23 protein-coding genes and 1 other RNA gene are annotated in these 26,246 nt (G+C 64.0%); 17 read left to right on the plus strand and 7 right to left on the minus strand.

The features are described 5' to 3' along the window. From HNE05_RS09300 to HNE05_RS09320, 5 genes are all read left to right on the plus strand, one after another. Window positions 1-1,989 (plus strand): heme lyase CcmF/NrfE family subunit, encoded by a 1,989-nt coding sequence (locus tag HNE05_RS09300; RefSeq protein ID WP_420826996.1) that lies wholly within the window; start codon window positions 1-3, stop codon window positions 1,987-1,989. Next, a complete protein-coding gene (locus HNE05_RS09305; RefSeq protein ID WP_173206019.1) occupies window positions 1,986-2,531 on the plus strand; it encodes a DsbE family thiol:disulfide interchange protein in 546 nt (181 codons plus the stop codon). Before HNE05_RS09300 ends, HNE05_RS09305 begins: the two co-directional genes overlap by 4 nt. Next, entirely contained in the window at window positions 2,528-3,010 is a 483-nt protein-coding gene (locus HNE05_RS09310; RefSeq protein ID WP_173206022.1) for a cytochrome c-type biogenesis protein, read from the plus strand. Before HNE05_RS09305 ends, HNE05_RS09310 begins: the two co-directional genes overlap by 4 nt. Then, on the plus strand, window positions 3,007-4,212 hold the full coding sequence (gene ccmI, locus HNE05_RS09315) for a c-type cytochrome biogenesis protein CcmI (protein ID WP_173206025.1): 1,206 nt from the start codon (window positions 3,007-3,009) through the stop codon (window positions 4,210-4,212). Before HNE05_RS09310 ends, ccmI begins: the two co-directional genes overlap by 4 nt. Window positions 4,213-4,277: 65 nt before the next feature. Continuing rightward, window positions 4,278-4,538 carry a hypothetical protein gene (locus tag HNE05_RS09320; protein WP_240008850.1) on the plus strand — a complete coding sequence of 87 codons (261 nt, stop codon included), beginning with the start codon at window positions 4,278-4,280 and terminating at the stop codon, window positions 4,536-4,538. A 3-nt stretch (window positions 4,539-4,541) separates the two neighbouring features. Here the strand turns inward: HNE05_RS09320 and HNE05_RS09325 are convergent, their stop codons facing one another. After that, window positions 4,542-5,159 carry an HD domain-containing protein gene (locus HNE05_RS09325; protein WP_173206028.1) on the minus strand — a complete coding sequence of 206 codons (618 nt, stop codon included), beginning with the start codon at window positions 5,157-5,159 and terminating at the stop codon, window positions 4,542-4,544. 252 nt (window positions 5,160-5,411) lie between these two features. Between HNE05_RS09325 and smc the strand changes: the two genes are divergently transcribed. From smc to ligA, 3 genes are all read left to right on the plus strand, one after another. Then, window positions 5,412-8,900, plus strand: coding sequence for a chromosome segregation protein SMC (gene smc / locus HNE05_RS09330; protein ID WP_173206031.1), 3,489 nt, complete (start codon window positions 5,412-5,414; stop codon window positions 8,898-8,900). A gap of 179 nt (window positions 8,901-9,079) precedes the next feature. Then, entirely contained in the window at window positions 9,080-9,892 is an 813-nt protein-coding gene (zipA, locus tag HNE05_RS09335) for a cell division protein ZipA (protein WP_173206034.1), read from the plus strand. 61 nt (window positions 9,893-9,953) lie between these two features. After that, on the plus strand, window positions 9,954-12,323 hold the full coding sequence (gene ligA, locus HNE05_RS09340) for an NAD-dependent DNA ligase LigA (RefSeq protein WP_173206037.1): 2,370 nt from the start codon (window positions 9,954-9,956) through the stop codon (window positions 12,321-12,323). A 48-nt stretch (window positions 12,324-12,371) separates the two neighbouring features. Here the strand turns inward: ligA and HNE05_RS09345 are convergent, their stop codons facing one another. Further along, window positions 12,372-12,680: a TRL-like family protein gene (locus HNE05_RS09345; RefSeq protein ID WP_173206040.1), complete on the minus strand. Its 309-nt coding sequence runs from the start codon at window positions 12,678-12,680 to the stop codon at window positions 12,372-12,374. A gap of 172 nt (window positions 12,681-12,852) precedes the next feature. After that, window positions 12,853-13,131, minus strand: a complete 279-nt coding sequence (locus HNE05_RS09350; protein ID WP_173206043.1) for an HU family DNA-binding protein — start codon at window positions 13,129-13,131, stop codon at window positions 12,853-12,855. A 184-nt stretch (window positions 13,132-13,315) separates the two neighbouring features. Here HNE05_RS09350 and HNE05_RS09355 point away from each other — a divergent pair, with 184 nt between their 5' ends. The 5 genes from HNE05_RS09355 (at window position 13,316) to recR (ending at window position 18,607) form a co-directional block, all read left to right on the plus strand. Beyond that, window positions 13,316-14,950, plus strand: coding sequence for a methyl-accepting chemotaxis protein (locus HNE05_RS09355; RefSeq protein ID WP_173206047.1), 1,635 nt, complete (start codon window positions 13,316-13,318; stop codon window positions 14,948-14,950). A 117-nt stretch (window positions 14,951-15,067) separates the two neighbouring features. Continuing rightward, an RNA gene (gene ffs, locus HNE05_RS09360) (signal recognition particle sRNA small type) lies at window positions 15,068-15,164 on the plus strand. Window positions 15,165-15,391: 227 nt separating this feature from the next. Next, complete coding sequence (gene dnaX, locus HNE05_RS09365) at window positions 15,392-17,500, plus strand: DNA polymerase III subunit gamma/tau (RefSeq protein ID WP_173206050.1); 2,109 nt, start codon at window positions 15,392-15,394, stop codon at window positions 17,498-17,500. Window positions 17,501-17,510: 10 nt separating this feature from the next. Beyond that, window positions 17,511-17,837 (plus strand): YbaB/EbfC family nucleoid-associated protein, encoded by a 327-nt coding sequence (locus HNE05_RS09370; RefSeq protein WP_173206053.1) that lies wholly within the window; start codon window positions 17,511-17,513, stop codon window positions 17,835-17,837. Window positions 17,838-18,007: 170 nt separating this feature from the next. After that, window positions 18,008-18,607, plus strand: coding sequence for a recombination mediator RecR (gene recR / locus HNE05_RS09375; RefSeq protein ID WP_173206056.1), 600 nt, complete (start codon window positions 18,008-18,010; stop codon window positions 18,605-18,607). 54 nt (window positions 18,608-18,661) lie between these two features. On the opposite strand, the gene HNE05_RS09380 is transcribed toward recR, so the two are convergent. Both HNE05_RS09380 and HNE05_RS09385 read right to left on the minus strand, forming a co-directional pair. Further along, window positions 18,662-19,114: a GNAT family N-acetyltransferase gene (locus HNE05_RS09380; protein WP_240008839.1), complete on the minus strand. Its 453-nt coding sequence runs from the start codon at window positions 19,112-19,114 to the stop codon at window positions 18,662-18,664. Next, window positions 19,108-19,548 carry a rhodanese-like domain-containing protein gene (locus HNE05_RS09385; RefSeq protein ID WP_173206059.1) on the minus strand — a complete coding sequence of 147 codons (441 nt, stop codon included), beginning with the start codon at window positions 19,546-19,548 and terminating at the stop codon, window positions 19,108-19,110. The genes HNE05_RS09380 and HNE05_RS09385 overlap by 7 nt, the downstream gene beginning before the upstream one ends. A 94-nt stretch (window positions 19,549-19,642) precedes the next feature. Between HNE05_RS09385 and ftrA the strand changes: the two genes are divergently transcribed. Next, window positions 19,643-20,614, plus strand: a complete 972-nt coding sequence (gene ftrA / locus HNE05_RS09390; RefSeq protein ID WP_173206062.1) for a transcriptional regulator FtrA — start codon at window positions 19,643-19,645, stop codon at window positions 20,612-20,614. Window positions 20,615-20,630: 16 nt separating this feature from the next. On the opposite strand, the gene HNE05_RS09395 is transcribed toward ftrA, so the two are convergent. Further along, window positions 20,631-21,065 (minus strand): hypothetical protein, encoded by a 435-nt coding sequence (locus HNE05_RS09395; RefSeq protein ID WP_173206065.1) that lies wholly within the window; start codon window positions 21,063-21,065, stop codon window positions 20,631-20,633. A 240-nt stretch (window positions 21,066-21,305) separates the two neighbouring features. Here HNE05_RS09395 and HNE05_RS09400 point away from each other — a divergent pair, with 240 nt between their 5' ends. The 3 genes from HNE05_RS09400 to HNE05_RS09405 all read left to right on the plus strand — a co-directional run bounded on the left by HNE05_RS09400 (window position 21,306) and on the right by HNE05_RS09405 (window position 23,961). Further along, window positions 21,306-22,454 (plus strand): acyl-CoA dehydrogenase family protein, encoded by a 1,149-nt coding sequence (locus HNE05_RS09400; RefSeq protein ID WP_173206068.1) that lies wholly within the window; start codon window positions 21,306-21,308, stop codon window positions 22,452-22,454. 377 nt (window positions 22,455-22,831) lie between these two features. Further along, window positions 22,832-22,954, plus strand: a complete 123-nt coding sequence (locus HNE05_RS20565) for a hypothetical protein (RefSeq protein ID WP_275679066.1) — start codon at window positions 22,832-22,834, stop codon at window positions 22,952-22,954. Continuing rightward, window positions 22,954-23,961, plus strand: coding sequence for a Fic family protein (locus HNE05_RS09405; RefSeq protein ID WP_240008840.1), 1,008 nt, complete (start codon window positions 22,954-22,956; stop codon window positions 23,959-23,961). The genes HNE05_RS20565 and HNE05_RS09405 overlap by 1 nt, the downstream gene beginning before the upstream one ends. Window positions 23,962-24,080: 119 nt before the next feature. On the opposite strand, the gene HNE05_RS09410 is transcribed toward HNE05_RS09405, so the two are convergent. Next, window positions 24,081-26,096 (minus strand): peptidase U32 family protein, encoded by a 2,016-nt coding sequence (locus HNE05_RS09410; protein WP_173206074.1) that lies wholly within the window; start codon window positions 26,094-26,096, stop codon window positions 24,081-24,083. Window positions 26,097-26,246 lie beyond the last annotated feature (150 nt).

The following is a 26,246-nucleotide window of genomic DNA, read 5'->3' on the forward strand; positions in this document are numbered from 1 at the left end:
ATGAACCTGAATCTGATGGTGCCCGAGCTGGGCCACCTGGCGCTGATCCTCGCCCTGTGCCTGACCCTGGTCCAGGCCAGCTTGCCGCTGATCGGCGCCTGGCGCGGTGATCGGCAGTGGATGAGCCTGGCGCAGCCGGCAGCCTGGGGCCAGTTCGCTTTTCTGCTGTTTGCCTTTGCCTGTTTGACCTGGTCGTTCATGGTTGACGACTTTTCCGTCGCCTACGTGGCCAGCAATTCCAACAGTGCCTTGCCTTGGTACTACAAGTTCAGTGCCGTATGGGGCGCTCACGAAGGTTCGCTGCTGCTGTGGGCGCTGATTCTGGCGGGCTGGACCTTCGCCGTGTCGATCTTCTCCCGGCAGTTGCCGGAAGTGATGCTGGCCCGCGTGCTGGCGGTGATGGGCATGATCAGCATCGGCTTCCTGCTGTTCCTGATCCTCACCTCCAACCCCTTCGAACGCCTGCTGCCGGATATGCCGCAGGATGGCCGCGACCTCAACCCGCTGCTGCAGGACATCGGCCTGATCGTCCATCCGCCGATGCTGTACATGGGCTATGTCGGCTTCTCCGTCGCTTTCGCCTTTGCCATCGCCGCGCTGCTCGGCGGCAAGCTGGATGCGGCCTGGGCGCGCTGGTCGCGGCCGTGGACCATCGTCGCCTGGGCCTTCCTCGGCATCGGTATCGCCCTGGGCTCCTGGTGGGCCTATTACGAACTCGGCTGGGGCGGCTGGTGGTTCTGGGACCCGGTGGAAAACGCCTCCTTCATGCCCTGGCTGGTCGGCACGGCGCTGATTCATTCGCTCGCGGTGACCGAGAAGCGCGGCGTGTTCAAGAGCTGGACCGTGCTGCTGGCCATTGCCGCGTTCTCCCTCAGCCTGCTCGGCACCTTCCTTGTACGCTCCGGCGTGCTGACCTCGGTGCACGCCTTCGCCACCGATCCGGAGCGCGGCGTGTTCATCCTGGCTTTCCTGCTGATCGTCATCGGCGGTTCGCTGACCCTGTTCGCCGTGCGTGCGCCGGTGGTCAAGAGCCAGGTCGGCTTCGCCCTGTGGTCACGCGAGACCCTGCTGCTGGCCAATAACCTGGTGCTGGTGGTGGCCGCGTCGATGATCCTGCTCGGCACCCTCTACCCGCTGGTGCTGGATGCTCTGAGCGGCGCCAAACTGTCGGTCGGCCCGCCTTACTTCAACGCGCTGTTCGTGCCGCTGATGGCCCTGCTGATGCTGGTGATGGCGATCGGTGTACTGGTGCGCTGGAAGGACACGCCGGTGCGCTGGCTGCTCGGCATGCTCGCGCCGGTGCTGCTCGGCAGCGCTGCGCTGGGTGGTCTGGCCACCTGGCTGTTCGGCGACTTCAGCTGGGCGGTGCTGGCAGTATTCCTGCTGGCGGCCTGGGTGCTGCTGGCCGGTGTGCGCGACCTGCTCGACAAGACCCGGCACAAGGGCCTGTTCAAGGGCATCCTGAGCCTCAACAGCAGCTACTGGGGCATGCAGCTGGCGCACCTGGGTATCGCCGTGTGTGCCATCGGTGTGGTACTGGTCAGCCAGGGCAGCGCCGAGCGCGACCTGCGCCTGGCCCCCGGCGAGTCGTTGGAGCTGGGCGGCTACCGCTTCGTCTTCGAAGGGGCGCAGCACCACGAAGGCCCGAACTTCACCTCGGACAAAGGCACCATCCGCGTGCTGGAAGACGGCGAGGAAGTGGCCCTGCTGCATCCGGAAAAACGCCTGTACACCGTGCAGAACATGCCGATGACCGAGGCTGGCATCGACGCCGGCTTCACCCGTGACCTCTACGTGGCGCTCGGTGAACCGTTGGAAGACGGCGCCTGGGCTGTGCGCGTACACATCAAACCCTACGTGCGCTGGATCTGGTTCGGCGGCCTGATGATGGGCTTCGGCGGTCTGCTGGCGGCCTTCGACCCACGCTACCGGGTCAAGGTGAAGACCCGTGTGCGCGATGCCCTCGGCCTGAACGGGGTGACGGCATGAAGCGGCTGATCCTGCTGTTGCCGCTGGTGTTGTTCCTCGGCGTCTCGGTCTTTCTCTACCGTGGCTTGTTCCTCGATCCGTCCGAGCTGCCGTCGGCGTTGATCGGCAAACCGTTCCCGGCGTTCTCCCTGCCGTCGGTGATCGAGCCGGGCAAGACCCTCACCCAGGCCGATCTGCTCGGCAAGCCATCGCTGGTCAACGTCTGGGCCACCTGGTGTCCGTCCTGCCGTGCCGAACATCCGGTGCTGAACAAGCTGGCCGCCAGCGGGGTGAACATCCACGGCGTCAACTACAAGGACCAGCGCGAGCCGGCACAGAAATGGCTGCGCGAGCTGCACAATCCCTATCAGTTGAACATCGAGGACGCCAGGGGCTCGCTGGGCCTGGACCTCGGCGTGTATGGCGCGCCGGAAACCTTCTTCGTCGATGCCAAGGGCATCATCCGTGACAAGTACGTCGGGGTGATCGACGAGCAGGTCTGGCGGACCAAGTTGGCACCGATCTACCAAAATCTGGTCGACGAGAGCGGGGTGGGGCAATGAAGCGTCTGCTGCTTGCCGGCCTGTTCAGCCTCGGCCTGTTCGGCATGGCCCAGGCGGCCATCGACACCTATCAGTTCAAGGACGAAGCCGAGCGCGAGCGCTTCCGTACGCTCACCGCGGAGCTGCGTTGCCCGAAGTGCCAGAACCAGAACATCGCCGACTCCAATGCGCCGATTGCCACCGACCTGCGCCGGGAAATCTTCCGCATGCTGGAAGAGGGCAAGAGCAACGCCGAGATCGTCGATTTCCTGGTGCTGCGCTACGGCGACTTCGTGCTCTACAAGCCACCGGTGGATACCCGCACCTACCTGCTCTGGTACGGCCCGTTCGCCTTGCTCGGCCTTGGCGCCCTGGGGCTCGGCGTGCTGGTGTTGCGCCGGCGCAAGGTGGAGAACAATCCGGCACAGGTTGCCCTGTCGGCCAGTGAAAATCAGCGCCTGAATGCGCTGCTCAAGCAAAACTCCCAGGACCCCAAATGATCGAATTCTGGCTCGCTGCCGGCCTGCTGTTGCTGGTCGCCCTGGCTTTTCTGCTGATTCCCGTACTGCGTGGGCGCAAGGCGCAGGCTGAAGAAGACCGTACCGCGCTGAACGTCGCCCTGTATCAGGAGCGCCTGGCCGAGCTGCAAGGCCAACAGGCCGCCGGTGTGCTGACTGCCGAGCAGTTGCAGGCGGGCCAGGCCGAGGCCGCGCGCGAGCTGCTGGCCGATACCGAAGGCACGGCTGGCGAACGCGTCTCCCGTCTGGGCAAGGCGCTGCCGCTGATTGCCGCACTGCTGGTGCCGTTCGCCGGGTTGGGCCTGTACATGCACTGGGGTGCCAGTCAGCAGCTGGCCGAGCTGGAAAACCCAAGCCAGCCGAGCATCGGCGAGATGACCGCCAAGCTGGAACGGGCGGTGCAGGCCGATCCCAAGTCGGCCGAGTCCTGGTATTTCCTCGGGCGCATCTACATGGCCCAGGAGCGTGCCGGTGAAGCCGCTGCCGCCTACGAACAGGCGGTCGGGATTGCCGGGCGGGCGCCGGAACTGCTCGGCCAGTGGGCCCAGGCCCTGTACTTTGCCAATCAGAAACAGTGGTCGCAGCAGATCCAGGCGCTGACCGACGAAGCGCTCAAGGCGGATCCGCAGGAAGCGACCAGCCTCGGCCTGCTGGGGATTGCGGCGTTCGAGGATGAGCGTTTCGCCGAAGCCATCGACTACTGGCAGCGCCTGGTGGCGCTGATGCCGGCGGAGGATCCGTCCCGCCAGTCGATCCAGGGTGGCATCGAGCGGGCGCGTGAGCGCTTGCAGGCGGCGGGTCAGCCTGCGCCGGCGGGCGATACGCTGACCAAGTCGATGCCGCTGCTCAAGGTGCGCGTCGAGCTGGCATCGGCGCTGCAGGCCAAGGTGCAGCCGGGCGACACGGTGTTTGTCTTCGCCCGTGCGGTGTCCGGCCCGCCGATGCCGCTGGCGGTCAAGCGCCTGACGGTGGCCGAGCTGCCGGCGGACGTCGAGCTGAGCGACCGCGATGCGATGATGGAGCAGTTGAAGATCTCCAGCTTCGCCCAAGTGCAGCTGGTGGCGCGAATTTCGCGGGCCGGCAATGCCACCGCCGGCGAGTGGATCGGCAACAGTCAGCCGATTGCCAGCAGCAGTCGCGATCCTCAACGGTTGCTGATCGATAGCGCGGACCAGCGCAAGTGAGCCGTCTGAGCCGCCATTTGCCGCTGGCGTTGCTGGTTCTGCTCGGTGGTTGCAGTCTCGGCGGCATCGCGCCGACGGTGCCCAAGAGCGCTCCGCAGCAGGCGCAGAACCATCCCCGTTTTGCCCCGCCGCCGGGCGGCAACAGCTACTGGGATGGCGCCCTGGGCGTGTACGTGCTCAAGGGCAGTCGCGATCTCTATTACCGCGAGCGCACCTACTATCGCTGGGCCGATGGCTGGAATTGGGCGAGCAATCCGCATGGCCCTTGGCAGCCGACCGATGCCAGCAGTGTGCCGGCGGGCCTAGGCCGCCAGTACGCGCAGTAGGCGTCAGGCCTGCTGCAGCACCAGCAGGGCCTCTTGAAGGTTGTTGCGGGCGCGGCTTTCCCACTGCTCGGCCAGTTCCCTGTGCTGGTACAGCGCTGGCATTGCCAGCAGATGCCGCAGTAGCTGGCTGCGTCCTGTGCGGAACAGCGGTTCGGGAACCCAGGCATATTCACGGCGCACGGCCTGTTCATAATCGGCATAGACAGTGGCGGGCGCCGCCAGAATGGCCAGGTCGATATCCACTACCAGTGCGGCGTCGATCGTTTCGGCGGGCTGCTGGTGGCGGGTGGCGAGGATCAGTTCGCGCAAGGTGTCGGCATGTTGGTGCAGCCCGGCCTGGTTTAGCCACTGACCGGCACGCTCGGCGCTGGCCGCTTCATTGTCCTGGCGCTGGGTGTCGTAGATCAGGTCGTGGCTCCATAGTGCCAGCTCAATCAGCAGTGGCTGCTCGCCCAGGTGCTGCCATTGGTCGAAGTGTGCCAGGCAGGCCGCAATATGCGTGCTGCTGTGGTAGTGGCGATGGGGCTCGCTGTAGGCCTGCTGCAGTTCGATAAAACTGCCGGCCGGCGCGGATGTTCCGAGCTTGCGCCAGAGTGTCTGCCAGCGGTCTTCACTGAGCATGTGCGAATGGCTCCTTGGCGATAGTCGTGGATTGCCGCTACAGCGCAGCCTAGGGAGTTTGCCGCCCACGCTGCAAGCCCCGGGTGCTGTGCCAGATAGCCAGCGAATGACAGGCTTGGCCGGCAAAAACCCTGTGGTAAACTCCGCCGATCTTGCGCGCAACCCCCGAATTCCAAGGAAAAACATGACCTCCACGGCAGCGGACAGCCTCGCTCTGCAGTCTCCCGGGTTTGCCCCGGTGGAGGTCATGGCATGCGCCTGAAGTGCATCAAGCTGGCCGGCTTCAAGTCCTTCGTCGATCCGACCACGGTGACTTTCCCGAGCAACATGGCGGCGGTGGTCGGCCCCAACGGTTGCGGCAAGTCCAACATTATCGACGCCGTACGCTGGGTGATGGGCGAGAGTTCGGCGAAGAACCTTCGCGGCGAGTCGATGACCGACGTCATCTTCAACGGCTCCAACACGCGCAAGCCGGTGAGCCAGGCCAGCATCGAGCTGATCTTCGACAACTCCGACGGCGGCCTGGGTGGCGAATACGCGGCCTGGACCGAGATTTCCATTCGCCGCCGGGTGACCCGCGACTCGCAGAACACCTACTTCCTCAACGGCGTGAAATGCCGCCGTCGTGATATCACCGATATCTTCCTCGGCACCGGCCTGGGCCCGCGCAGTTACTCGATCATCGAACAAGGCATGATCTCCAAGCTGATCGAGGCCAAGCCCGAGGACCTGCGCAATTTCATCGAGGAAGCCGCCGGTATCTCCAAGTACAAGGAGCGCCGCCGCGAGACCGAGACTCGCATCCGCCGCACCCACGAGAACCTGGCGCGCCTGACCGACCTGCGTGAAGAGCTGGAACGCCAGCTGGAACGCCTGCACCGCCAGGCCCAGGCCGCCGAGAAATACCAGGAATACAAGGCCGAGGAGCGCCAGCTCAAGGCCCAGTTGTCGGCCCTGCGCTGGCAGGCGCTGAATGAACAGGTTGGCAACCGCGAGCGGGTGATCGGCGACCAGGAAGTGGCATTCGAAGCGCTGGTGGCCGAGCAGCGCAATGCCGATGCCAGCATCGAGCGCCTGCGTGACGGCCACCATGAGCTGTCCGAGCGTTTCAACCAGGTGCAGGGGCGCTTCTACTCGGTGGGCGGCGATATTGCCCGCGTCGAGCAGAGCATCCAGCATGGCCAGCAGCGCCTGCGCCAATTGCAGGACGACCTCAACGAGGCCGAGCGCGCGCGCCTGGAAACCGAATCACACCTCGGCCACGACCGCACCCTGTTGGCCACTCTGGGCGAAGAGCTGGCCATGCTCGAACCCGAGCAGGAGCTGACCGCCGCCGCCGCCGAAGAATCCGCCGCCAGCCTGGAAGAGGCGGAAAGCGCCATGCACGGCTGGCAGGAGCAGTGGGAAGGCTTCAACCAGCGCAGTGCCGAGCCGCAGCGCCAGGCCGAAGTGCAGCAGTCGCGCCTGCAACAGCTGGAACAGAGTCTGGAACGCCTGAGCGAACGTCAGCGTCGGCTGGCCGAGGAGTTGGCGCAGCTGGCTGCCGACCCGGAAGACGCGGCGATTCTCGAACTCTCCGAGCAGCTGGCCGCCAGCGAGCTGAACCTGGAAGAGCTGCATGCCGCCGAAGACGCTTTGGTCGAGCGCCTCGAACAGCTGCGCGGCGAGCTGCAACAGGCCAGCCAGGCCCAGCAGCAGGCCCAGGGCGAACTGCAGCGCCTGAATGGCCGCATCGTGTCCCTGGAAGCCCTGCAGCAGGCGGCGCTGAATCCCGGCAAGGGCGCCGCCGAATGGCTGCGCGAGCAGCAACTGAACAATCGCCCGCGCCTGGCCGAAGGCCTGCGCGTGGAGGCCGGCTGGGAGCTGGCGGTGGAAACCGTGCTCGGCGCCGACCTGCAGGCGGTGTTGCTGGATGATTTCACTGGTCTCGACCTGGCCGGCTTCGACCAAGGTGAACTGCTCCTGGTCAATCCGCAGTCTGGCGGCGCGCGCCTGGCCGGCAGCCTGCTCGACAAGGTCGAGGCCGGCTTCGATCTGGCGCCCTGGCTGGGTCAGGTACGCCCGGTCGAGACCCTCGACGAGGCTCTGGCCCGGCGCAGTCAGCTGAGCGAGGGCGAGAGCCTGATCAGCCGTGATGGTTACTGGGTCGGTCGGCACTTCTTGCGGGTGCGCCGCGCCAGTGCCGCCGAGAGTGGTGTCCTGGCCCGTGGTCAGGAGCTGGAACGCCTGGGCCTGGAGCGCGAAGAACGGGAAGCGGCACTGGCCGATCTGGAAGAGCGCCTGCAGCAGCTGCAGGCCAGCCAGCGTCAGCAGGAAGAGGCCCGCGAGCAGCAGCGCCGCCTGGTGCAGGAGCAGGCTCGCCGCCAGGGCGAGCTGAAGGCGCAGCTGTCCGCCGGTCAGGCCAAGGCCGAGCAGCTGACTCTGCGGCGCCGCCGTCTGGACGGCGAGCTGATGGAGCTGGCTGAGCAGCGCGAGCTGGAGCAGGAGCAGCTGGGCGAGTCACGCCTGATCCTGCAGGACGCCCTGGATGCCATGGCCGTCGACACCGAGCAGCGCGAGCAGCTGCTGGCCCGGCGTGACCAGTTGCGCGAGCGCCTCGATCGGGTGCGTCAGGAGGCCCGCCAGCACAAGGATCACGCCCACCAGTTGGCCGTGCGCCTGGGTTCGATCAAGGCCCAGCACGAGTCCACCCGCCAGGCCCTGGAGCGTCTGGAGCTGCAATTCGAACGCGCCATCGAGCGCCGTGAACAGCTCAGCCTCAATCTGGAGGAGGGCGAGGCGCCGCTGGAAGAGCTGCGCATCAAGCTGGAAGATCTGCTCGACAAGCGCATGGGCGTGGAAGACGAACTCAAGCTGGCGCGCCTGGCCCTCGAAGACGCCGACCGCGAGCTGCGCGATGCCGAAAAGCGCCGCACCCAGGCCGAGCAGCAATCGCAATTGCTGCGCAGCCAGCTGGAGCAGCAGCGCATGGGCTGGCAGGAACTCAGCGTGCGGCGCAAGGCGCTGCACGATCAGTTGCTGGAAGACGGCTACGACCTGCACGGCGTGCTGGCCAGCCTGTCGGGCGAGGCCAGCGAGAAGGCCTGGGAAGAGGAACTGGAGCGCCTGGCTGCGCGGATCCAGCGCCTGGGGCCGATCAACCTGGCGGCCATCGACGAATACCAGCAGCAGTCCGAGCGCAAACGCTACCTGGACGCGCAGAATGCCGACCTGGTCGAGGCCCTGGATACCCTGGAAAACGTCATCCGCAAGATCGACAAGGAAACCCGCAATCGTTTCAAGGAAACCTTCGACCAGATCAACTCCGGCCTGCAGGCGCTGTTCCCCAAGGTGTTCGGCGGTGGGCACGCTTATTTGGAGCTGACCGGCGAAGATCTACTGGATACCGGCGTGGCGATCATGGCGCGGCCGCCAGGCAAGAAGAACAGCACCATCCACCTGCTTTCCGGCGGGGAAAAGGCGCTGACTGCGCTGGCCCTGGTGTTCGCCATCTTCAAGCTCAACCCGGCGCCGTTCTGCATGCTCGACGAAGTGGATGCGCCGCTGGACGACGCCAACGTCGGCCGCTATGCGCGCCTGGTCAAGGAAATGTCGGCAACGGTGCAGTTCATCTACATCACCCACAACAAGATCGCCATGGAAATGGCCGATCAACTGATGGGGGTTACCATGCACGAGCCCGGATGCTCGCGCCTGGTGGCGGTGGACGTGGAGGAGGCGCTGTCGCTGGTCGAGGCGTAGCGATATGGTCAAGATTGCCTGCCAACGGTGCACATTTACCGTTCGTCGTGCTAGCTTAGGCCTCAATTTTATTAGGCGCGGAAAATACCTGTAAGAACATACAGTTGTCTGCGTTTTTCAGAGGGCAGGAAGCCCTTTCTTCATCATCATAATTACTGGTTCAGGGGCTCGAAAACTTCATGGAAATCGGTCTGCGCGAATGGCTGATCGTCATCGGCATCATCGTCATTGCCGGCATTCTCTTCGACGGCTGGCGACGCATGCGTGGCGGTAAGGGCAAACTGAAGTTCAAGCTCGACCACAGTTTCAGCAATCTGCCGGACGATGATTCCGATCCGGATCTGCTCAGCCCGCCGCGCATCCTCGATCGCAAGCGCGAGCCCGGCCTCAGCGAAGAAGACATGCCCTCGATGAGCGCCACCGAGCTGAATCGCCGGCGCAATATTGAACCGCAGCAGGGCGACCTCAACCTCGACACCGAAGAGCCGGTACCGACCCTGCTCAATCCGGTCGATGACGGCCCTGAGCCGGTGCTGGGTACGCCGAAGGAAACACTGCCGGTCGAGGAAGTGCTGGTGATCAACGTGGTGGCCCGCGAAGGCGAAGTCTTCAATGGCCCGGCGTTGCTGCAGAACATCCTGGAAAGTGGTCTGCGTTTCGGCGAGATGGACATCTTCCACCGCCACGAAAGCATGGCGGGCAATGGCGAGGTGCTGTTCTCCATGGCCAACGCGGTCAAGCCGGGCACCTTCGATCTGGACGATATCGAGCTGTTCAGCACCCGTGGCGTTAGCTTCTTCCTCGGCCTGCCGGGGCCGCGTCATCCGAAGCAGGCCTTCGATGTGATGGTGGCTGCTGCACGCAAGCTGTCCCATGAGCTGAACGGCGAGCTGAAGGATGACCAGCGCAGTGTGATGACCGCGCAGACCATCGAGCATTACCGTCAGCGCATCGCCGAGTTTGAACGCAAGAAACTGACCCACAAGCGCTAATCATCATCGCTACAGAGAAAGAGCAGCCCCGGCTGCTCTTTTCGTTTGAGAGATCACCGCAATGACCGACGCCACTATTGCCGCCCGCATTCTTGCCCTGCGCGCCGAGCTGGACCTGCACAGCCACCGTTACTACGTGCTGGACGAACCGAGCATCCCGGATGCCGAGTACGACCGCCTGTTCAACGAGCTGAAGGCGCTGGAGGCGGCGCATCCCGAGCTAGTCACGGCAGACTCGCCGACCCAACGAGTCGGTGGCGCCGCGCTCAGCGCCTTCGGTGAGGTCAGGCATGAAGTGCCGATGCTCAGCCTGGGCAACGCCTTCGAGGAAGACGACCTGCTGGACTTTGATCGCCGCGTGCGCGAAGGCCTGGATCTGCCGGCCGGTGACCTGTTCGGTGGCGGCGCGGAGATCGAGTATTGCTGCGAACCCAAGCTGGATGGCCTGGCCGTCAGCCTGCTGTACGAAAACGGCCTGCTGGTGCGCGGCGCGACCCGTGGCGACGGCAGCACCGGCGAGGACATCAGCACGAATGTGCGCACCATCCGCAACGTGCCGCTCAAGCTGCATGGCGAGGGCTGGCCGAGCGTACTGGAAGTGCGCGGCGAAGTGTTCATGTCCAAGGCCGGCTTCGATGCGCTCAACGCGCGGCAAGTGGAAAGTGGTGGCAAGACCTTCGCCAACCCGCGCAACGCCGCAGCCGGCAGCCTGCGCCAGCTCGATCCGAAGATCACCGCCAGTCGCCCGCTGGAGTTCTGCTGCTATGGCATAGGCCGGGTCGAAGGCGAGTTGCCGACGACCCAGGTGGGCATCCTGCAGCAATTGAGAGTCTGGGGGCTGCCGATCAGTCGCGAGCTGAAACTGGCCAAGGGCGCCGATGCGTGCCTGGCCTACTACCGCGATATCGGTGAACGCCGCGCCAGCCTGGCCTACGAGATCGATGGCGTGGTGTTCAAGGTCAACGACCTGGCCTACCAGCGCGAGCTGGGCTTCCGCGCCCGCGAGCCGCGCTGGGCCATTGCCCACAAGTTCCCGGCCAGCGAGGAGCTGACCGAGCTGCTGGATGTCGAGTTCCAGGTTGGCCGCACCGGTGCGGTCACGCCGGTGGCGCGGCTGAAACCGGTCAAGGTGGCCGGGGTGATGGTATCCAACGCGACCTTGCACAACATGGATGAAGTGGCGCGCCTGGGCCTGATGGTCGGCGATACGGTGATCATCCGCCGCGCCGGTGATGTGATTCCGCAGGTTATGCAGGTGGTGCTCGAGCGCCGCCCGGCTGATGCACGGCCGGTGCATATCCCCGAGCAGTGCCCGGTGTGTGGCTCGGCGGTGGAACGCACCCAGCTGGTCAAACGCAGCAAGGGCAAGGAAACCTTCAGCGAGGGCTCGGTATACCGCTGCGTCGGCCGCCTGGCCTGCGGTGCCCAGCTCAAGCAGGCGATCATCCATTACGTGTCGCGACGGGCCCTGGATATCGAAGGGCTGGGCGACAAGATCGTCGAGCAGCTGGTGGATACCGGCCTCGTCGCCTCGCCGGCCGATCTCTACACCCTGAGCTATGAGCAGGTGGTGGTGCTGGAAGGTTTCGCCGACCTGTCCACGCGCAACCTGCTGACGGCGATTGCCGAGAGCAAGCGGCCGACCCTGGCGCGCTTCATCTATGCCCTAGGTATTCCCGATGTCGGCGAAGAGACCGCCAAGCTGCTGGCCCGCGCTCTGGGTTCGCTGGCCCGTATCCAGGCAGCGCTACCTGAAGTGCTGACCTGGCTGCCGGATGTCGGTGGCGAAGTGGCTCATGAGATCCACAGCTTCTTCGAGGACAGTCACAACCAGACTGTTATCGCCCAGTTGCTGGAGCGCGGCGTGCAGTTGCAGGAGGAGGGCGAGCTGCATGCCGAGTTCGCCGCCTGCACCACGTTCCCCGAATTCCTCGATCGCCTGAATATCGCCGGAATCGCCGCCACCGGGGCGAAGAATCTCGCAGAAAAAGGCGGCAGCCTGGAAGGGGTAATCGCCCTCAGCCAGGACTGGCTGGAGCTTTCCGTGATGAAGGGCCTCAACGAAAAGGCCAAACAGTCGCTGCGCGAGTTTTTTGTCGTGGCCGAGAACGTCGCCAGGGCGCGCGCCATCGAGCAGCAGTTGCTGGCGTTCGGCATGCACTGGGCCAGCGAGAAGAAGCAGGTCGCCGGCTTGCCGCTGGCTGGGCAGACCTGGGTTCTGACCGGCACGCTGGAGGTGATGAGTCGCGACGTTGCCAAGGAGAAGCTGGAGGCTTTGGGTGCCAAGGTGGCTGGTTCGGTGTCGGCCAAGACCACCTGCGTGGTTGCCGGGCCTGGCGCTGGCTCGAAGCTGGCCAAGGCCAGTGAGCTGGGGGTGCGGGTGATGGATGAAGCGGAGTTTCTGACCGCTTTGAGCGGCTTCGGCGCTTAACGCGCGGGGCGGTTCGACCCCGGGGCAAGCCCGGGGTCGCGGTACTGCTTAGCTACCGGTGACAGTCACGCAGGTTTTACCGAAGAACGGGTAGAAACCTTTGGTGTGGTAGTCGGCGGAGGCAACGCTGGAGATGCTGCCATTGGCCTTGGCGCCTTCAATGGAGGCGTCGCCCTTGTTGATCAAACCGATGATGGTGGTAGCGCAGGAAGTACCCTGCTTGCTGCCCTGAGCGGTGGTGGCGGTGATCGGGCCTTTGACATCCGTGATCAGGCCAACACCGACTGGCGACAGGCCAGTGGCGCAACCGCTCAACAGGGTGGCGAGTGCTGCGGCAGTAACAATCTTCTTCAACATGCTGTGATTTCCTTGTTCTTATCTATCCATGGGGCCTCGCCGCGGGGGGCGAGGTCCAGACGACGTTAAAGGAGCATTGGGCTGCGGTACAGCTCGCGTTGATGGTTCCTGAACCTGGATCAACTTCCTGACCTGTTCTACAGCAATGCAGGCGCGCAGGCAGACTGGCTATTTAGTTAAGCGCGTCGGTCAGGGCCTTGGCCGGTACCAGTTTGACCACCTTCTTGGCGGCGATTTCGATGGCCTTGCCGGTTTGCGGGTTACGCCCGGTGCGCGCAGGGCGCTCGCTGACTTTCAGTTTTCCGATGCCCGGCAGGGTGATTTCGCCGTCGTTTTCCAGGGCGTCGGTAACGATCTCCCCGAGTTGTTCGAGCAGGGCGCGTACATCGCTCTTCTGCAGGTCGATGGCTTCGGCGAGGTCGGAAATCAGCTGGTCTTTGGTGATGGCCATGAGGCGCTCCATGCAACAGGGGGAAGATGCCCGCAGGGCGGGCGATTCGGCTGGCACGCTACCACAAAGCGCTGTTGTTTCGGCATCGCTGCCAGGGCTTAGGGGCTGCTAGGCGCGCTGTTCAAGAAAATGACTATGCTTACCGACATAACTACAAACTGCTCATAAGCTGTGGAGTCTTGTCATGTTTCGTCTATTCGCCGATCTAGGATTCCGCTGGAAAATTGCCCTGCCGATTTTTCTGCTCGCCCTGTTGCTGGTGCTCATGGGCGTTCTGGGTATGCAGGGCATCAGCCAGGTGACCGACTCCAGTACCCGTCTGACCAACCGCTACCTGCCCGCCATCAGCCTGTTGTTGAATGCCGACCGCGACCTGTACCAGGCCTTCGTCGCCGAGCGCAGCTTGCTCGACGAGGGTGCCAGTGACCATGCCGAGGCGCTCAAGGCAGCCCATGCCGAGAATGCCCAGCAAGCCTATGAGCGCGTGCACAAGTTCGCCGAGATGCAGCCGAGCCCTGAAGCGCTCAAGCTGGTAGCGGACTTTGATCGGGGTTTCGCCCAGTGGAAGGCCACTTCCAGCCGCGTGCTGGAGTTGGCCAGCAGTGATCCTGCTGCAGCTTCCCAACTGAGCTACGGTGACAGTGAGGCGCAGTTCGAGGCTATCCGCGACCCGATCGACAAGCTCGGCGAGCTGGAAGACACCGCCGCCAATGCCGAAGGCACCGCAGCTATTGCCCTGGGCGAGAAGCGCAGCTGGCAGCAAGGCGGGATCATCATTATCGGCCTGCTGATCTGCACCGTGCTGGTGGTGGGCTTCCCGATCCTGGTGACCCGCCCACTGCACAACCTGCTGCACCGCATCGAGCAGATCGCCGATGGTGATGGTGACCTGCGCGTGCGCCTGGAGGTGCTTTCGCGTGATGAGCTGGGCAAGCTCAGCCATGCCTTCAACCGCTTCCTCGACAAACTGCAGCCGCTGATCAAGGAGGTCGGTCGGGTTACCGGTGAGGTGGCTGACTCGGCGGATTCCCTGGCCGGCATGGCGGCAGCCAATGATCGCCTGATCAGCAGCGAACATGCCGCGGTGGATCAGGTCAGTACCGCGGCGACCGAAATGAGCAGCGCCGTGCACGAGGTGGCGCGCAATGCGCAGAATGCCGCCGATGCTGCGCGCAGTGCCGAAACCCAGTCGCGTGATGGTGCGCAGGTAGTGGGTGCGACCATCCATGCCATCCGCCAGTTGGCCCAGGAAGTGGAAAGTGCCTCGGCGACCATCCAGACCCTGGAGCAGGAAACCGCCAACATCGGCGCCGTGCTGGCGGTGATCAAGGGCATTGCCGAACAGACCAACCTGCTCGCGCTGAATGCCGCCATCGAAGCCGCGCGTGCCGGTGAGCAGGGCCGCGGCTTCGCCGTGGTCGCCGATGAGGTGCGCGCCTTGGCGGCACGTACCCAGGACTCGACCAAGGACATCCAGCAGATGATCGAGCGCCTGCAGACAGGCGTGCAGAATGCGGTCAAGGCCATGCACTCGGGCAGCGAGAAGGCCCGCGACAGTGTTGAGCGGGCGGCCGGGGTGGATGGTGCGTTGTCGGCCACTGGCGACTCGGTGGCGCGGATCAACGACATGGCGGCACAGATCGCCACCGCTTGCGAGGAGCAGAGTGCGGTGACCGAAGAGATCGCGCGCAATATCAGCGATATCCGCGACCTGTCCAACGAGGCGGCCCAAACGTCCGAGCAGAGCACCCAGGCCAGCGCCCGACTGTCCGAGCTGTCCCACGGCCTGGAGCAACTGGTGGGCCGCTTCCGCGTCTGACCAGAGATGCGGGTATTGGCCTGTTCTCTGAGCTAAGTGCTTGAAGCGGTTGTAAGTTCGCCTCCAATCAGTACAATGGCGCGGCTCGTCTCCTGACGGGCTTCGTTATGGTGGTCCCATCGGTCCCCTCGCAACGATTACCCGTTAACCTGGTCAGATCCGGAAGGAAGCAGCCACAGCGGGAACATCGTGTGCCGGGGTGTGGCTGGTGGGGCCGCCTCCATAACCCGCCTTGGGTTAGTCGTTTCTCCTCCCTATCTCAACTCTTTTGCTGGCTAGCCCTGTGTGCTGTGGCTGGGCAAACGTCTTGTCGTGGGCGCGGAAAGTCGCTTTGACTGCTGCGCATGGCGATTGCCGACGCGCAATCCGCCAGCGCGGATGCAATTTACCCGGTGCTCCGCTAGGATTAGCCCCTCGGTTACCCAGACGCGACGGTTTTCCATGAGTTATCAGGTTCTTGCACGTAAATGGCGTCCGCGCTCGTTCCGCGAAATGGTCGGCCAGACCCATGTGCTCAAGGCCCTGATCAATGCCCTGGACAGCCAGCGCCTGCACCATGCATACCTGTTCACCGGCACCCGCGGGGTGGGCAAGACCACCATCGCGCGGATCATCGCCAAGTGCCTGAACTGCGAGACCGGCATCAGCTCCACCCCGTGTGGACAGTGCTCGGTGTGCCGCGAGATCGACGAGGGCCGCTTCGTCGACCTGATCGAAGTCGACGCCGCCAGCCGCACCAAGGTCGAAGACACCCGTGAACTGCTGGAAAACGTGCAATACGCACCCAGCCGCGGGCGCTACAAGGTCTACCTGATCGACGAAGTGCACATGCTCTCCACGCACTCGTTCAACGCGCTGCTCAAGACCCTCGAAGAGCCGCCACCCCACGTCAAATTCCTGCTCGCCACCACCGACCCGCAGAAACTGCCGGTCACCATTCTCTCGCGCTGCCTGCAGTTCTCCCTGAAGAACATGCCGCCGGAGCGGGTGGTCGAGCACCTGACCCACGTGCTGACTGCCGAGAGCGTGCCGTTCGAGGACGACGCTCTGTGGCTGCTCGGCCGCGCCGCCGATGGTTCGATGCGTGATGCCATGAGTCTGACCGACCAGGCCATCGCCTTCGGTGAAGGCAAGGTGCTGGCCGCCGATGTACGTTCCATGCTCGGCACCCTCGACCACGGCCAGGTGTATGGCGTGTTGCATGCGCTGCTGGAAGGCGATGCCCGAGCTCTGCTCGAAGCGGTGCGTCATCTGGCCGAGCAAGGCCCGGATTGGGGCGGCGTGCTGTCCGAGATGCTCAACGTGCTGCACCGTGTGGCCGTGGCTCAGGCTCTGCCGGAAGCGGTGGACAACGGCCAGGGCGACCGCGACAAGGTGCTGGCGCTGGCCCAGGCGCTGCCGGCCGAGGATGTGCAGTTCTATTACCAGATGGGTCTGATCGGCCGCCGCGACCTGCCGCTGGCGCCGGATCCGCGCAGCGGTTTCGAGATGGTGTTGCTGCGTATGCTGGCGTTCCGTCCCGCAGATGCCGACGGAGCACCACGCTCACCTTTGAAGGAGTTACCGTCAAAGGACCTGGGAATCAGCAAGGCCACAGCTGATTCCACGCACAACCCAGTGGCCGGCGCAGCCATTGCTGCCCAGCCGGCTCCTATCGTTGCTCCTGTTGCCCCGCAGCCTGCTGCTGTAGTGCCAGCGCCAGTGGCCGCTGCCCCGGTGCCGGTTTCTGCGCCCGTTGCGCCGGTGGTTGTCGAGGAACAAAGCAGCTCGCCGGTCAGCGTAGCCAGCGTGGTTGCAGCGACACCGGTGATCGATCTGCCTTGGGAAGAGAAATCGACCCAGCCAGTCGTGCAAGTGGCTGAAGCCGTAGTCGAGCCACTGGCGCCACCGGTTGTCACTGAGCCGGTCAGCGAGCCCGAACCGGTTCCTGCTGTAGCCGCCCCAGAACCTGCGCCGGCCGCCGCTGTACCGGCGGCAGCCGCGCTGGCTGCACCTGCAGTCCCGGTCGCTGCAGTCGTCGAGGAGGGCGATGACGACGAACCGCCTCCTGGCGATTACGACTATGCCGAAGTCGATGGCGATAGCCTCGATTACAACTTCGATGTGTCCGCAGCCGAACCCGTGGCTGAGGCGGAACCCTTGCCAGCGGCCCAACCGGCCACCGGCCTGGCTGCCGAGTGGCTGGACCTGTTCCCGCGCCTGGGGCTGTCCGGCATGACCGGCAGCATCGGCGCCAACTGCACCCTGATCGAAGCCAATGGCGATGACTGGTTGCTGCACCTGGACCCGGGCCACAGTGCCCTGTTCAATGCCACCCAGCAGCGTCGCCTCAACGATGCCCTCAACCAGCATCTCGGGCGTAGTATCAACCTGCGCATCGAGCTGATCCTGCCCGAGCAGGAAACACCGGCCCAGGCGGCTTCGCGCAAGCGTGCCGAGCGCCAGCGCCAGGCGGAGCAGTCGATCCACGATGACCCGCTGGTGCAGAAAATGATTCAACAGTTCGCCGCGGTGATCCGCGCCGACTCCATCGAACCTGTGAACAATTAAGGAGTTCACCATGATGAAAGGTGGCATGGCAGGCCTGATGAAACAGGCTCAGCAGATGCAAGAAAAAATGGCCAAGATGCAGGAAGAGTTGGCCAACGCCGAAGTCACCGGCCAGTCCGGCGCTGGCCTGGTCAGCGTGGTGATGACCGGTCGCCACGACGTCAAGCGCATCACCCTGGACGACAGCCTGATGCAGGAAGACAAGGAAGTGCTCGAAGACCTGATCGCTGCAGCGGTCAACGATGCGGTGCGCAAGGTCGAGCAGAACAGCCAGGACAAGATGTCCGGCGTGACAGCCGGCATGCAACTCCCCCCCGGCTTCAAAATGCCCTTCTAAATCGGGGCGTCCAGCCGCAGCACATAGCGGCGTTGCGATTCGGTCCGGGCATGCTCATTTACGGCCAGTAAACTCCGCTGCCCGGACCGAATCGCGCCTTGCTCTGCACCGCGTCTGATCACCCCTCGCTCCGTGCCTATCATTCAAAGCCATCTCCTACGGTATTCCCCATGAGCTTCAGCCCGCTGATTCGCCAACTGGTCGACGCCCTGCGCATCCTGCCCGGAGTGGGGCAGAAGACCGCTCAGCGCATGGCGTTGCAGATGCTCGAGCGCGATCGCAGTGGCGGTATGCGTCTGGCTCAGGCGCTGACTGCGGCGATGGAAGGGGTGGGGCATTGCTCGCGCTGCCGTACCTTGAGTGAGGATGAGCTGTGCCCGCAGTGTGCCGACCCGCGCCGCGATGATTCGCTGCTGTGCGTGGTGGAAGGGCCGCTGGATGTATTTGCGGTGGAGCAGACCGGCTACCGCGGCCGCTACTTTGTGCTCAAGGGCCACCTGTCACCGCTTGATGGCTTGGGTCCTGAAGCCATCGGCATTCCCGAGTTGCTGGCGCGGGTTTCGGTCAGCCATTTCGCCGAGCTGATCCTCGCCACCAACCCGACGGTGGAAGGCGAGGCTACGGCCCATTACATCGCACAGATGCTCGCCGGCAAAGGCATCATCCTGTCGCGCATTGCCCACGGTGTGCCCCTGGGTGGTGAGCTGGAGCTGGTGGATGGCGGCACCCTGGCGCATGCCTTCGCCGGGCGCCGGCCAATCGCTGACTGAGCGAGTTATCCAGGTAGCTGCCCGGCCAATTGCGCCAGGGCTGGCTCCGCCATTTCATAGGCCAGCCACTTGCTCACCGGGCGTCCGCCGAGACGCTGGTAGAAGCGTTCCGCACGGCTGTTGCCGACCAATACGTCCCACTTCATGCGCCCTGCGCCCTGCGCCCTGGTCTATAGCCCAGCTCGCCACGCCGGCCAGCAGCTGCCTGCCCAGTCCCTGCTCGCGCTGTTCAGGTTGCAGGTACAGCTCCTTGAGCAGGCAGGTTGGGCGCAGATCGTAGGTGAAGGGGATCAGCAGCGCCACGGCATAGCCACACGGCACACCAACGCTCTCGGCGACAAACACCTGGCACTGCGCGCCGGGGCCAAAGGCCCGTTCACACAGCGCCTGGGCATCAACAGCGAAGTCCGTCAGGTAATCCTCGAATGCCGCCAGCTCGCGCATGAGTACCAGCAGCGCGGGGATGTCCGTCACCTGCGCTGCCCGTACTCTGGCCTGATTCAGCATGCGCAGCTGATGCCCGGCTGGCTGCTAGCCGATTGCTCGCCGCTGGCGCCTACCAGGCTCAGGCCTTCGTCGAGCCAGCCGGTGACGCCACCGAGCATTTCCTTCACCGCATAACCCAGGCTGGCCAGGCGCACGGCGGCGCGGTGCACGCCATTGCAGTGGGGGCCGGCGCAGTAAACGACGAACAGGGTGTCGCGCGGGTAGCGTGCCATGTACTCGCGCTCCATCAGCCGGTGCGGGATGTTGATGGCGCCTGGCACATGGCCGCTGGCGTAGGCCGCCTCGCCGCGCACGTCGACCAGTACATAGTCGACATCGCCGTCCTGCTGGCTGGCATGTACGTCCGAGCAGTCGGTCTCGAAGCTCAGGCGCTGGCTGAAGTGCATCAGGGCGATGGCGGAAGAGGCTGCGGGGTGTTGGCTGATCAGGCTCATGTGAGGCTCCGGTCGGTGGGTGTGGCGCCACTGTATCCAGACGCCAATCTTGGCTACAGTGGCGGCTCGGACAGTGATAGGAAAAAATCCGCCAATGCGCAACGACCCCGGCCTGGTGGCCATCCTTGCCTACGATGGCCTCTGTACCTTCGAGTTCGGCATTGCCGTGGAAGTGTTCGGCCTGGCCCGCCCGGAGTTCGACTTCCCCTGGTACCGCCACTGCATCGTCGGCCTGGACCACGGGCCGATGCGCGCTATGGGCGGCATCCAGGTGCTGGCGGACGCCGGCCTGGAGGCTCTGGCCGAAGCCCGTACCATCATCATCCCCGGTTGGCGCGACCGTGCCGAATTGCCACCCGCCGAGCTGCTTGAGGCCTTGCGCGCAGCTCATGAGCGCGGCGCGCGCCTGCTGTCGATCTGTTCCGGGGTGTTCGTGCTGGCGGCCAGCGGCCTGCTCGATGGCCAGCGCGCCACCACCCACTGGCGTTATACCGATGAACTGGCGCGGCGCTATCCGGCCATCGAGGTGGACCCGCAGGTGCTCTACGTGGATGCCGGCCAACTGATCAGCTCGGCGGGCAGCGCGGCCGGTATCGATGCCTGCCTGCACCTAGTGGCGCGGGATTTCGGCAGCCAAGTGGCCAACCGCGTGGCGCAGCGTCTGGTGATGGCGCCGCAGCGTGCCGGCGGCCAGGCCCAGTTCATTCCCGCGCCGGTGGCTCAGGCCGTGCGCCATGATTTGTCCGGTCTGCTGGAGTGGGTGCGTCAGCACCTGTCCGAACCGCTGGAAATCAGCCAGTTGGCCAAACGGGTGGCGATGAGCGAGCGCACCTTTCTGCGGCGTTTCAGCGATGCCACCGGCATGTCGCCCAAGGCCTGGTTGCAGCACGAGCGCATGGCCCGCGCGCGCCTGTTGCTGGAAGGCGGGGCGCAGAATATCGAACGAGTCGCCGAACAATGTGGCTTTCGTACCGTGGAGGGTTTTCGCATCGCCTTTCGCAACAGTGTCGGACTGGCGCCTGCCGCGTACCGCGAGCGCTTTGGTGCTGCGCTGAGCGGCAGGTGATAAGAGGCTGCAGTGGCTAGTTGAAGCCAGCAGACTCCGGCGCCTGGCTGCGATAGAACTGCACGGCATCGATAAAGCGCTCGGCCTGCGCGCGGCTGTCCATCGTGAAGCCCTGCAGCGCCTGGCCGTCGGCACGGAACAGCTGCACCGTGTAGCGGCCGAACAGCTTGTACATGTGCAGCGAATCGATGCTGTTGAAGTAGATCCGCTCACCCGCAGCCTTGGCGTCGGCCGTGACCGGCTTGCCGGCGGCGCCCGGGTCGTTGAAGCCCATGTAGTGCTGGTCGATGTAGACCGAGTCGGGGCGCAGCGTCTGCGGCTGCGCCAGCACCACCTGCTTGATCACCGCATAGGCGTCCTGTTCGCTGATGCCCTGGGGTGAATAATCGACCTGTGTCGAGGTGCAGCCTGTCAGCAGCAGGGCAAGCAGTACCATCCGTATCCGGCGCATAAGGTTCTCCTTGAATTGGCGGCGTCTCTACAGCATAGCCAGCTACGCGCCGCGGAAAATGCGGGGATGCCTGTACTTGGCGAGGGTGCCGATAGGCTTGAGACATCGCGCAGGGCTCTTCGCTGCAGGCCTCAGGTCGTAGCGGGTGAGCGCGCATGGCAGGGCGCTGCACATATTAAGCCTTGAAAACCAAGCAAGCGCTCGGTTAGGGTTGTGAAAACAATAACCGAGAGCTGCCCGATGAGCGCCTTCCAGGAATACTTCGACGACTCCCATCAACTGGTGCGTGATTCGGTGCGCCGCTTTGTCGAGCGCGAGATCCTGCCGCATGTGGCTGACTGGGAGGAGGCCGAGGAATTTCCCCGTGAGCTGTACCGCAAGGCCGGTGCCGCCGGCATCCTCGGCATCGGTTATCCGGAACAGTTCGGCGGCAGTCACGAGGGCGACCTGTTCGCCAAGGTAGCGGCCAGCGAGGAGCTGATGCGTTGCGGCTCTGGCGGCCTGGTGGCCGGTCTTGGCTCACTGGATATCGGCCTGCCGCCGGTACTCAAGTGGGCGCGGCCGGAGGTGCGTGAGCGGGTAGTGCCAGAGGTGCTGGCCGGCGAGAAGATCATGGCCCTGGCGGTGACCGAACCTTCGGGCGGCTCCGACGTGGCCAGCCTGAAGACCCGCGCGGTGAAAGAGGGTGACTTCTATCGCGTCACCGGCAGCAAGACCTTCATCACCAGCGGCGTGCGCGCCGACTACTACACCGTGGCGGTGCGTACCGGTGGCGAAGGGTTCGGCGGCGTCAGCCTGCTGCTGATCGAGAAGGGCACGCCAGGTTTCACTATTGGCCGCTCGCTGAAGAAGATGGGCTGGTGGGCTTCTGATACTGCCGAGCTGTTCTTCGACGACTGTAAGGTGCCGCTGGGCAACTTGATCGGCGCCGAGAATATGGGCTTTGCCGGGATCATGGCCAACTTCCAGAGTGAGCGCCTGTCGCTGGCGATCATGGCCAACATGACCTCGCAGCTGGCCCTGGAGGAAGCGCTGAAGTGGTCCGCCGAGCGCCACGCCTTTGGTAAGCCGATCGGCAAGTTCCAAGTGCTCAAGCATCGTCTGGCCGAGATGGCCACCCAGCTGGAAGTCTCCCGCGAGTTCACTTATCGCCAGGCGGCAAAGATGGCCGCCGGCAAGAGCGTGATCAAGGAAATCTCCATGGCCAAGAACTTCGCCACCGACGTTTCCGACCGCATCACCTACGACGCCACCCAGTTGCTCGGCGGCATGGGCTTCATGCGCGAGTCGCTGGTCGAGCGCCTGTACCGCGACAACCGTATCCTCTCCATCGGCGGCGGCACGCGCGAAGTGATGAACGAGATCATCAGCAAGCAGATGGGGCTGTAAGAACCCGTTTAGGCTCTCGGAAACTCCCCTCTCCCGTGAACGTGAGAGGGGGAAAAAGCGCACCGTGCCATCCTGCGCGCCGTTATGGCGGTGCCCCAAAGTCCGAAGCAGGCTCTAAGCCAGGCCACTAGTGCCGCTGTTGTCTGGCTCTCGATTGAGTAACGATGACCAGTCGGATGAGTAACCGTCTTCAGGGCTATTCGTTACACTGCGCACACCTTGCCAGGCCCGGTTTTCCCGGCCTGGGCTATTGCCCGCCGCGCAACGCAGCCGGGCAGTAAACCTACATTATTGAATTCAGGCAGCCCTACACAGTGATCACAGGCGCTATCAAATCCCAAGTTGACCAGCTCTGGAATGCGTTCTGGAGCGGCGGTATGGAGGCGGGGCAACTCTACGAACCACCGTTTACTGCGCTGCACCATGAGGGCCTGGACGGTGCCGATGCCAACGCGATTGTGGCGGTGGTCGCGGCAATCAAGCGTAGTGCGGCGGCGTGATGTATCAGCCTCCCTTTACGTTGAACGGCAGCATTCTGTCGTTGGTGACGGAGATTGCGCAAAGCGTCGGCCGTTTAAGCGCGCAGCCGGAGCATGCCAATGCTTTGCGCTTGCGGCGGATCAACCGGATCCGCACCGTGCAGGGCTCGCTGGCGATTGAGGGAAATACGCTGAGCGAGGAGCAGATCACCGCGATCCTCGACGGTAAGCGCATCATCGCCCCGCCCAAAGATGTGCAGGAAGCGCGTAACGCGCTGGCCGTTTACGAGCAGCTGGAGGCTTGGCAGCCCGCGAGTGAACAGCATCTGCTTGATGCTCATGCGCTGCTGATGAAAGGCCTGATCGACGATGCCGGGCATTATCGCCAGGGCGGTGTTGGCGTGATGAAGGGTGATCAGGTGGTGCACATGGCCCCGCCGGCCAATCGCGTCAGCAAGCTAATGCGCGACCTTCTGCATTGGCTGGAAATTACCGATCAGCCGCCGCTAATTGCCAGCTGCGTCTTTCACTACGAGTTCGAATTTATCCACCCCTTTGCCGATGGCAATGGGCGCATGGGGCGGCTGTGGCAAACCTTGATTCTGAGCCGTTGGCAGCCACTGTTCGCGCATGTGCCGGTGGAAAGCCTGGTGCACGCACACCAAGCCGAGTACTACGCAGCGATCAATGACAGCACCCAGCAAGCCGATAGCGCGCCGTTTATTGTGTTTATGTTGAGCATGCTGCGTGATGCGATTTTGAGCGTGATCCCCCAAGTAACGCCCCAAGTCGCCCCCCAAGTCGCGGCGTTGCTCAAGCATGTGGTCGGTGAGGTCAGTCGTGAGAAGCTGCAAGCTGCTCTGGGCTTGGCAGACCGCAAATCTTTCCGCGAGCGCTATCTGCGTCCGGCGCTGGATGCTGGACTGATTGCCATGACTCGGCCGGACAAGCCCAATAGTCGCCTGCAGTGCTATTACCTGACGGAGCTGGGTAAGCAAGCTAGCTGTGTGTCAGCTGTGACCGCATGAAGCTACACCGGCCTCGAGCATGGGGCGATCGGTGACTGCAGTTGAGCCATGATTGCGAAGCCGCAGCGGCCTCCAGCGTAGCGAGGTGCCGGAAGGACTGGCGACTTTTGTGCAGATCCTTACGGCCGGCCAGCCGGCTTGCGCTTGATGGTCTTGAGCAAATCGTCCGGGCTGATGTAGCCGACCATGCCACCCGAGCTAGCTGCGCTGCCTGGTTGCGGCTGGTGCAGGATGTGGCCCTTCATCTTGCCGATGATGTGCATCTCGCACGGCTTGCAGTCGAACTTCAGGGTCAGCACTTCGTCCTGGTGGATCAGCTGCATGTCCGCCACCTTGGTGCGCACGCCGGTGACACCCTTGGCCTGCTTGGGGCACAGGTTGAAGGAGAAGCGCAGGCAGTGCTTGGTGATCATCACCGGTACTTCGCCGGTTTCCTCGTGGGCCTCGTAGGCCGCGTCGATCAGCTGCACGCCGAAACGCTGGTAGAAGGCGCGGGCCTGGTCGTTGTAGACGTTGGCGAGGAAGGTCAGGTGCGACTCCGGGTACACCGGCGGCGGCACGCTGACCGCCTTGCGGCTGCCACGCGGATGGCCAGCCACACGTGCGGCATTCAGCGCCTCGATGGCTTCGCGGCGCAGGGACTTGAGTTGCGAGTTAGGGATGAACAGCGCCTGCGGCGCGTCGATCTGCACATCAGTAACGTAATAGATGGTAGTGCCCAGCTTGCTCAGGGTGTCGGCCAGCTGCGCGCGGGCCTGTTCGGCATCCTTGGCCGGGCCGAATGGGCCGGGCAGGCTGGTGGTGGCGCTGCTGCCGTCCTCGCTGGTCACCGTCAGGCGCAGCTCGGCTTCGCGTAGCTCGGCTTGCCAGCTGACCGCCACGCGGCGCTCGGACGAGGTCTTGAGCAGCGCCTGCTGCCAGTTGTGGTCGAGGTTGCGGTTGAGCACGTGGTGCGGGCGCAACTGCTTGAGCTCGGCCGGCATCTCGTTGGGTACCACGCGGTACTGCCACAGGCTGATGCCGTCTTCCTCGACCTGGTCCAGTAGCTCGGCGGTATTGGCGCGAAAGCCCACCACTTCACGCTTGATCAGCACGTTGAGGCCGTCGCCGTTGTTCAGCTGTTCGCTGGTTTGCACGGTGAGGTCATGCTTGCCGACCTTGAGCACTTCACCCACCGGCAAGCCGACGAACTTGGGTGACTCGAAGGCGCCAATGTCGATCTTGCGGTCGGTGACGAAGTAGTCGGTGCTGCCGCGGTGGAAGGTCTTTTCCGTGTCCGGGGTGAAGAAGTGTTCGGTGCGGCCGCTGGAGCTGCGCGCCAGCTCGGGACGCTGGGTGAGGATGGCGTCGAGCTCCTGGCGGTAGTGAGCGGTGATGTTCTTCACGTAGCTCATGTCCTTGTAGCGGCCCTCGATCTTGAACGAGCGCACGCCGGCATCGACCAGGTGGATCAGGTTGGCGGTCTGGTTGTTGTCCTTCATCGACAGCAGGTGCTTGTCGTAGGCCACCACGCGGCCTTGGTCATCTTTCAGGGTGTAGGGCAGGCGGCAGGCCTGCGAGCAGTCGCCGCGGTTGGCGCTGCGCCCGGTCTGCGCGTGGGAAATGTTGCACTGGCCGGAGAAGGCCACGCACAGCGCGCCATGGATAAAGAACTCGACGGCGGCATCGACGCTGTCGCTGATCTCGCGGATCTGCTCCAGGTTCAGCTCGCGCGCCAGGACGATCTGCGAGAAGCCGGCCTGGGAGAGGAATTTGGCCTTGTCCAGGGTGCGGATATCGCACTGGGTGCTGGCATGCAGCTCGATCGGCGGGATGTCCATTTCCATCACGCCCATGTCCTGCACGATCAGCGCATCGACACCGGCGTCGTAGAGCTGGTGGATCAGCTGGCGCGCCGGCTCGACTTCGTCGTCGTGCAGAATGGTGTTGATGGTGACAAAGACCTTGGCGTGGAACAGGTGGGCGAACTCCACCAGGCCGGCAATGTCCGCCACGCTGTTGCTGGCGTTGTGCCGCGCACCGAAGCTCGGCCCGCCGATATACACGGCGTCGGCGCCATGCAGGATGGCTTCCTTGGCGATGGCGGCATCGCGCGCCGGGCTTAACAGTTCGAGCTGGTGCTTGGGCAGGGACATGGTTTCAGGCTTCGACAGGATGATCGGTAAACAGCCGGGCATTTTAGCCTGAAAGCGCAGGCTTTCTGTCTTTGCCTGCCAAGTGGCGTTTAGTTTTTAGCGAGTGAGCGTAGCTGGCAGGCTGGCGAAGTTGCTGTGCGTGGCTTGCCA

The organism is Pseudomonas campi, from assembly GCF_013200955.2.
Taxonomy (GTDB): domain Bacteria; phylum Pseudomonadota; class Gammaproteobacteria; order Pseudomonadales; family Pseudomonadaceae; genus Aquipseudomonas; species Aquipseudomonas campi.

What these genes read in the sequence shown, in the direction of transcription:
- zipA (WP_173206034.1), top strand. Translation starts at nt 9,080, where the DNA reads ATGGAAATCGGTCTGCGCGAATGGCTGATCGTCATCGGCATCATCGTC.
- HNE05_RS09410 (WP_173206074.1), bottom strand. Translation starts at nt 26,096, where the DNA reads ATGTCCCTGCCCAAGCACCAGCTCGAACTGTTAAGCCCGGCGCGCGAT.
- recR (WP_173206056.1), top strand. Translation starts at nt 18,008, where the DNA reads ATGAGCTTCAGCCCGCTGATTCGCCAACTGGTCGACGCCCTGCGCATC.
- HNE05_RS09395 (WP_173206065.1), bottom strand. Translation starts at nt 21,065, where the DNA reads ATGCGCCGGATACGGATGGTACTGCTTGCCCTGCTGCTGACAGGCTGC.
- HNE05_RS09305 (WP_173206019.1), top strand. Translation starts at nt 1,986, where the DNA reads ATGAAGCGGCTGATCCTGCTGTTGCCGCTGGTGTTGTTCCTCGGCGTC.
- ccmI (WP_173206025.1), top strand. Translation starts at nt 3,007, where the DNA reads ATGATCGAATTCTGGCTCGCTGCCGGCCTGCTGTTGCTGGTCGCCCTG.
- HNE05_RS09300 (WP_420826996.1), top strand. Translation starts at nt 1, where the DNA reads ATGAACCTGAATCTGATGGTGCCCGAGCTGGGCCACCTGGCGCTGATC.
- dnaX (WP_173206050.1), top strand. Translation starts at nt 15,392, where the DNA reads ATGAGTTATCAGGTTCTTGCACGTAAATGGCGTCCGCGCTCGTTCCGC.
- HNE05_RS20565 (WP_275679066.1), top strand. Translation starts at nt 22,832, where the DNA reads ATGGAGGCGGGGCAACTCTACGAACCACCGTTTACTGCGCTGCACCAT.
- HNE05_RS09370 (WP_173206053.1), top strand. Translation starts at nt 17,511, where the DNA reads ATGATGAAAGGTGGCATGGCAGGCCTGATGAAACAGGCTCAGCAGATG.
- smc (WP_173206031.1), top strand. Translation starts at nt 5,412, where the DNA reads ATGCGCCTGAAGTGCATCAAGCTGGCCGGCTTCAAGTCCTTCGTCGAT.
- HNE05_RS09405 (WP_240008840.1), top strand. Translation starts at nt 22,954, where the DNA reads ATGTATCAGCCTCCCTTTACGTTGAACGGCAGCATTCTGTCGTTGGTG.
- HNE05_RS09350 (WP_173206043.1), bottom strand. Translation starts at nt 13,131, where the DNA reads ATGGCCATCACCAAAGACCAGCTGATTTCCGACCTCGCCGAAGCCATC.
- HNE05_RS09345 (WP_173206040.1), bottom strand. Translation starts at nt 12,680, where the DNA reads ATGTTGAAGAAGATTGTTACTGCCGCAGCACTCGCCACCCTGTTGAGC.
- HNE05_RS09355 (WP_173206047.1), top strand. Translation starts at nt 13,316, where the DNA reads ATGTTTCGTCTATTCGCCGATCTAGGATTCCGCTGGAAAATTGCCCTG.
- HNE05_RS09400 (WP_173206068.1), top strand. Translation starts at nt 21,306, where the DNA reads ATGAGCGCCTTCCAGGAATACTTCGACGACTCCCATCAACTGGTGCGT.
- HNE05_RS09325 (WP_173206028.1), bottom strand. Translation starts at nt 5,159, where the DNA reads ATGCTCAGTGAAGACCGCTGGCAGACACTCTGGCGCAAGCTCGGAACA.
- HNE05_RS09385 (WP_173206059.1), bottom strand. Translation starts at nt 19,548, where the DNA reads ATGAGCCTGATCAGCCAACACCCCGCAGCCTCTTCCGCCATCGCCCTG.
- ligA (WP_173206037.1), top strand. Translation starts at nt 9,954, where the DNA reads ATGACCGACGCCACTATTGCCGCCCGCATTCTTGCCCTGCGCGCCGAG.
- HNE05_RS09310 (WP_173206022.1), top strand. Translation starts at nt 2,528, where the DNA reads ATGAAGCGTCTGCTGCTTGCCGGCCTGTTCAGCCTCGGCCTGTTCGGC.
- ftrA (WP_173206062.1), top strand. Translation starts at nt 19,643, where the DNA reads ATGCGCAACGACCCCGGCCTGGTGGCCATCCTTGCCTACGATGGCCTC.
- HNE05_RS09380 (WP_240008839.1), bottom strand. Translation starts at nt 19,114, where the DNA reads ATGCTGAATCAGGCCAGAGTACGGGCAGCGCAGGTGACGGACATCCCC.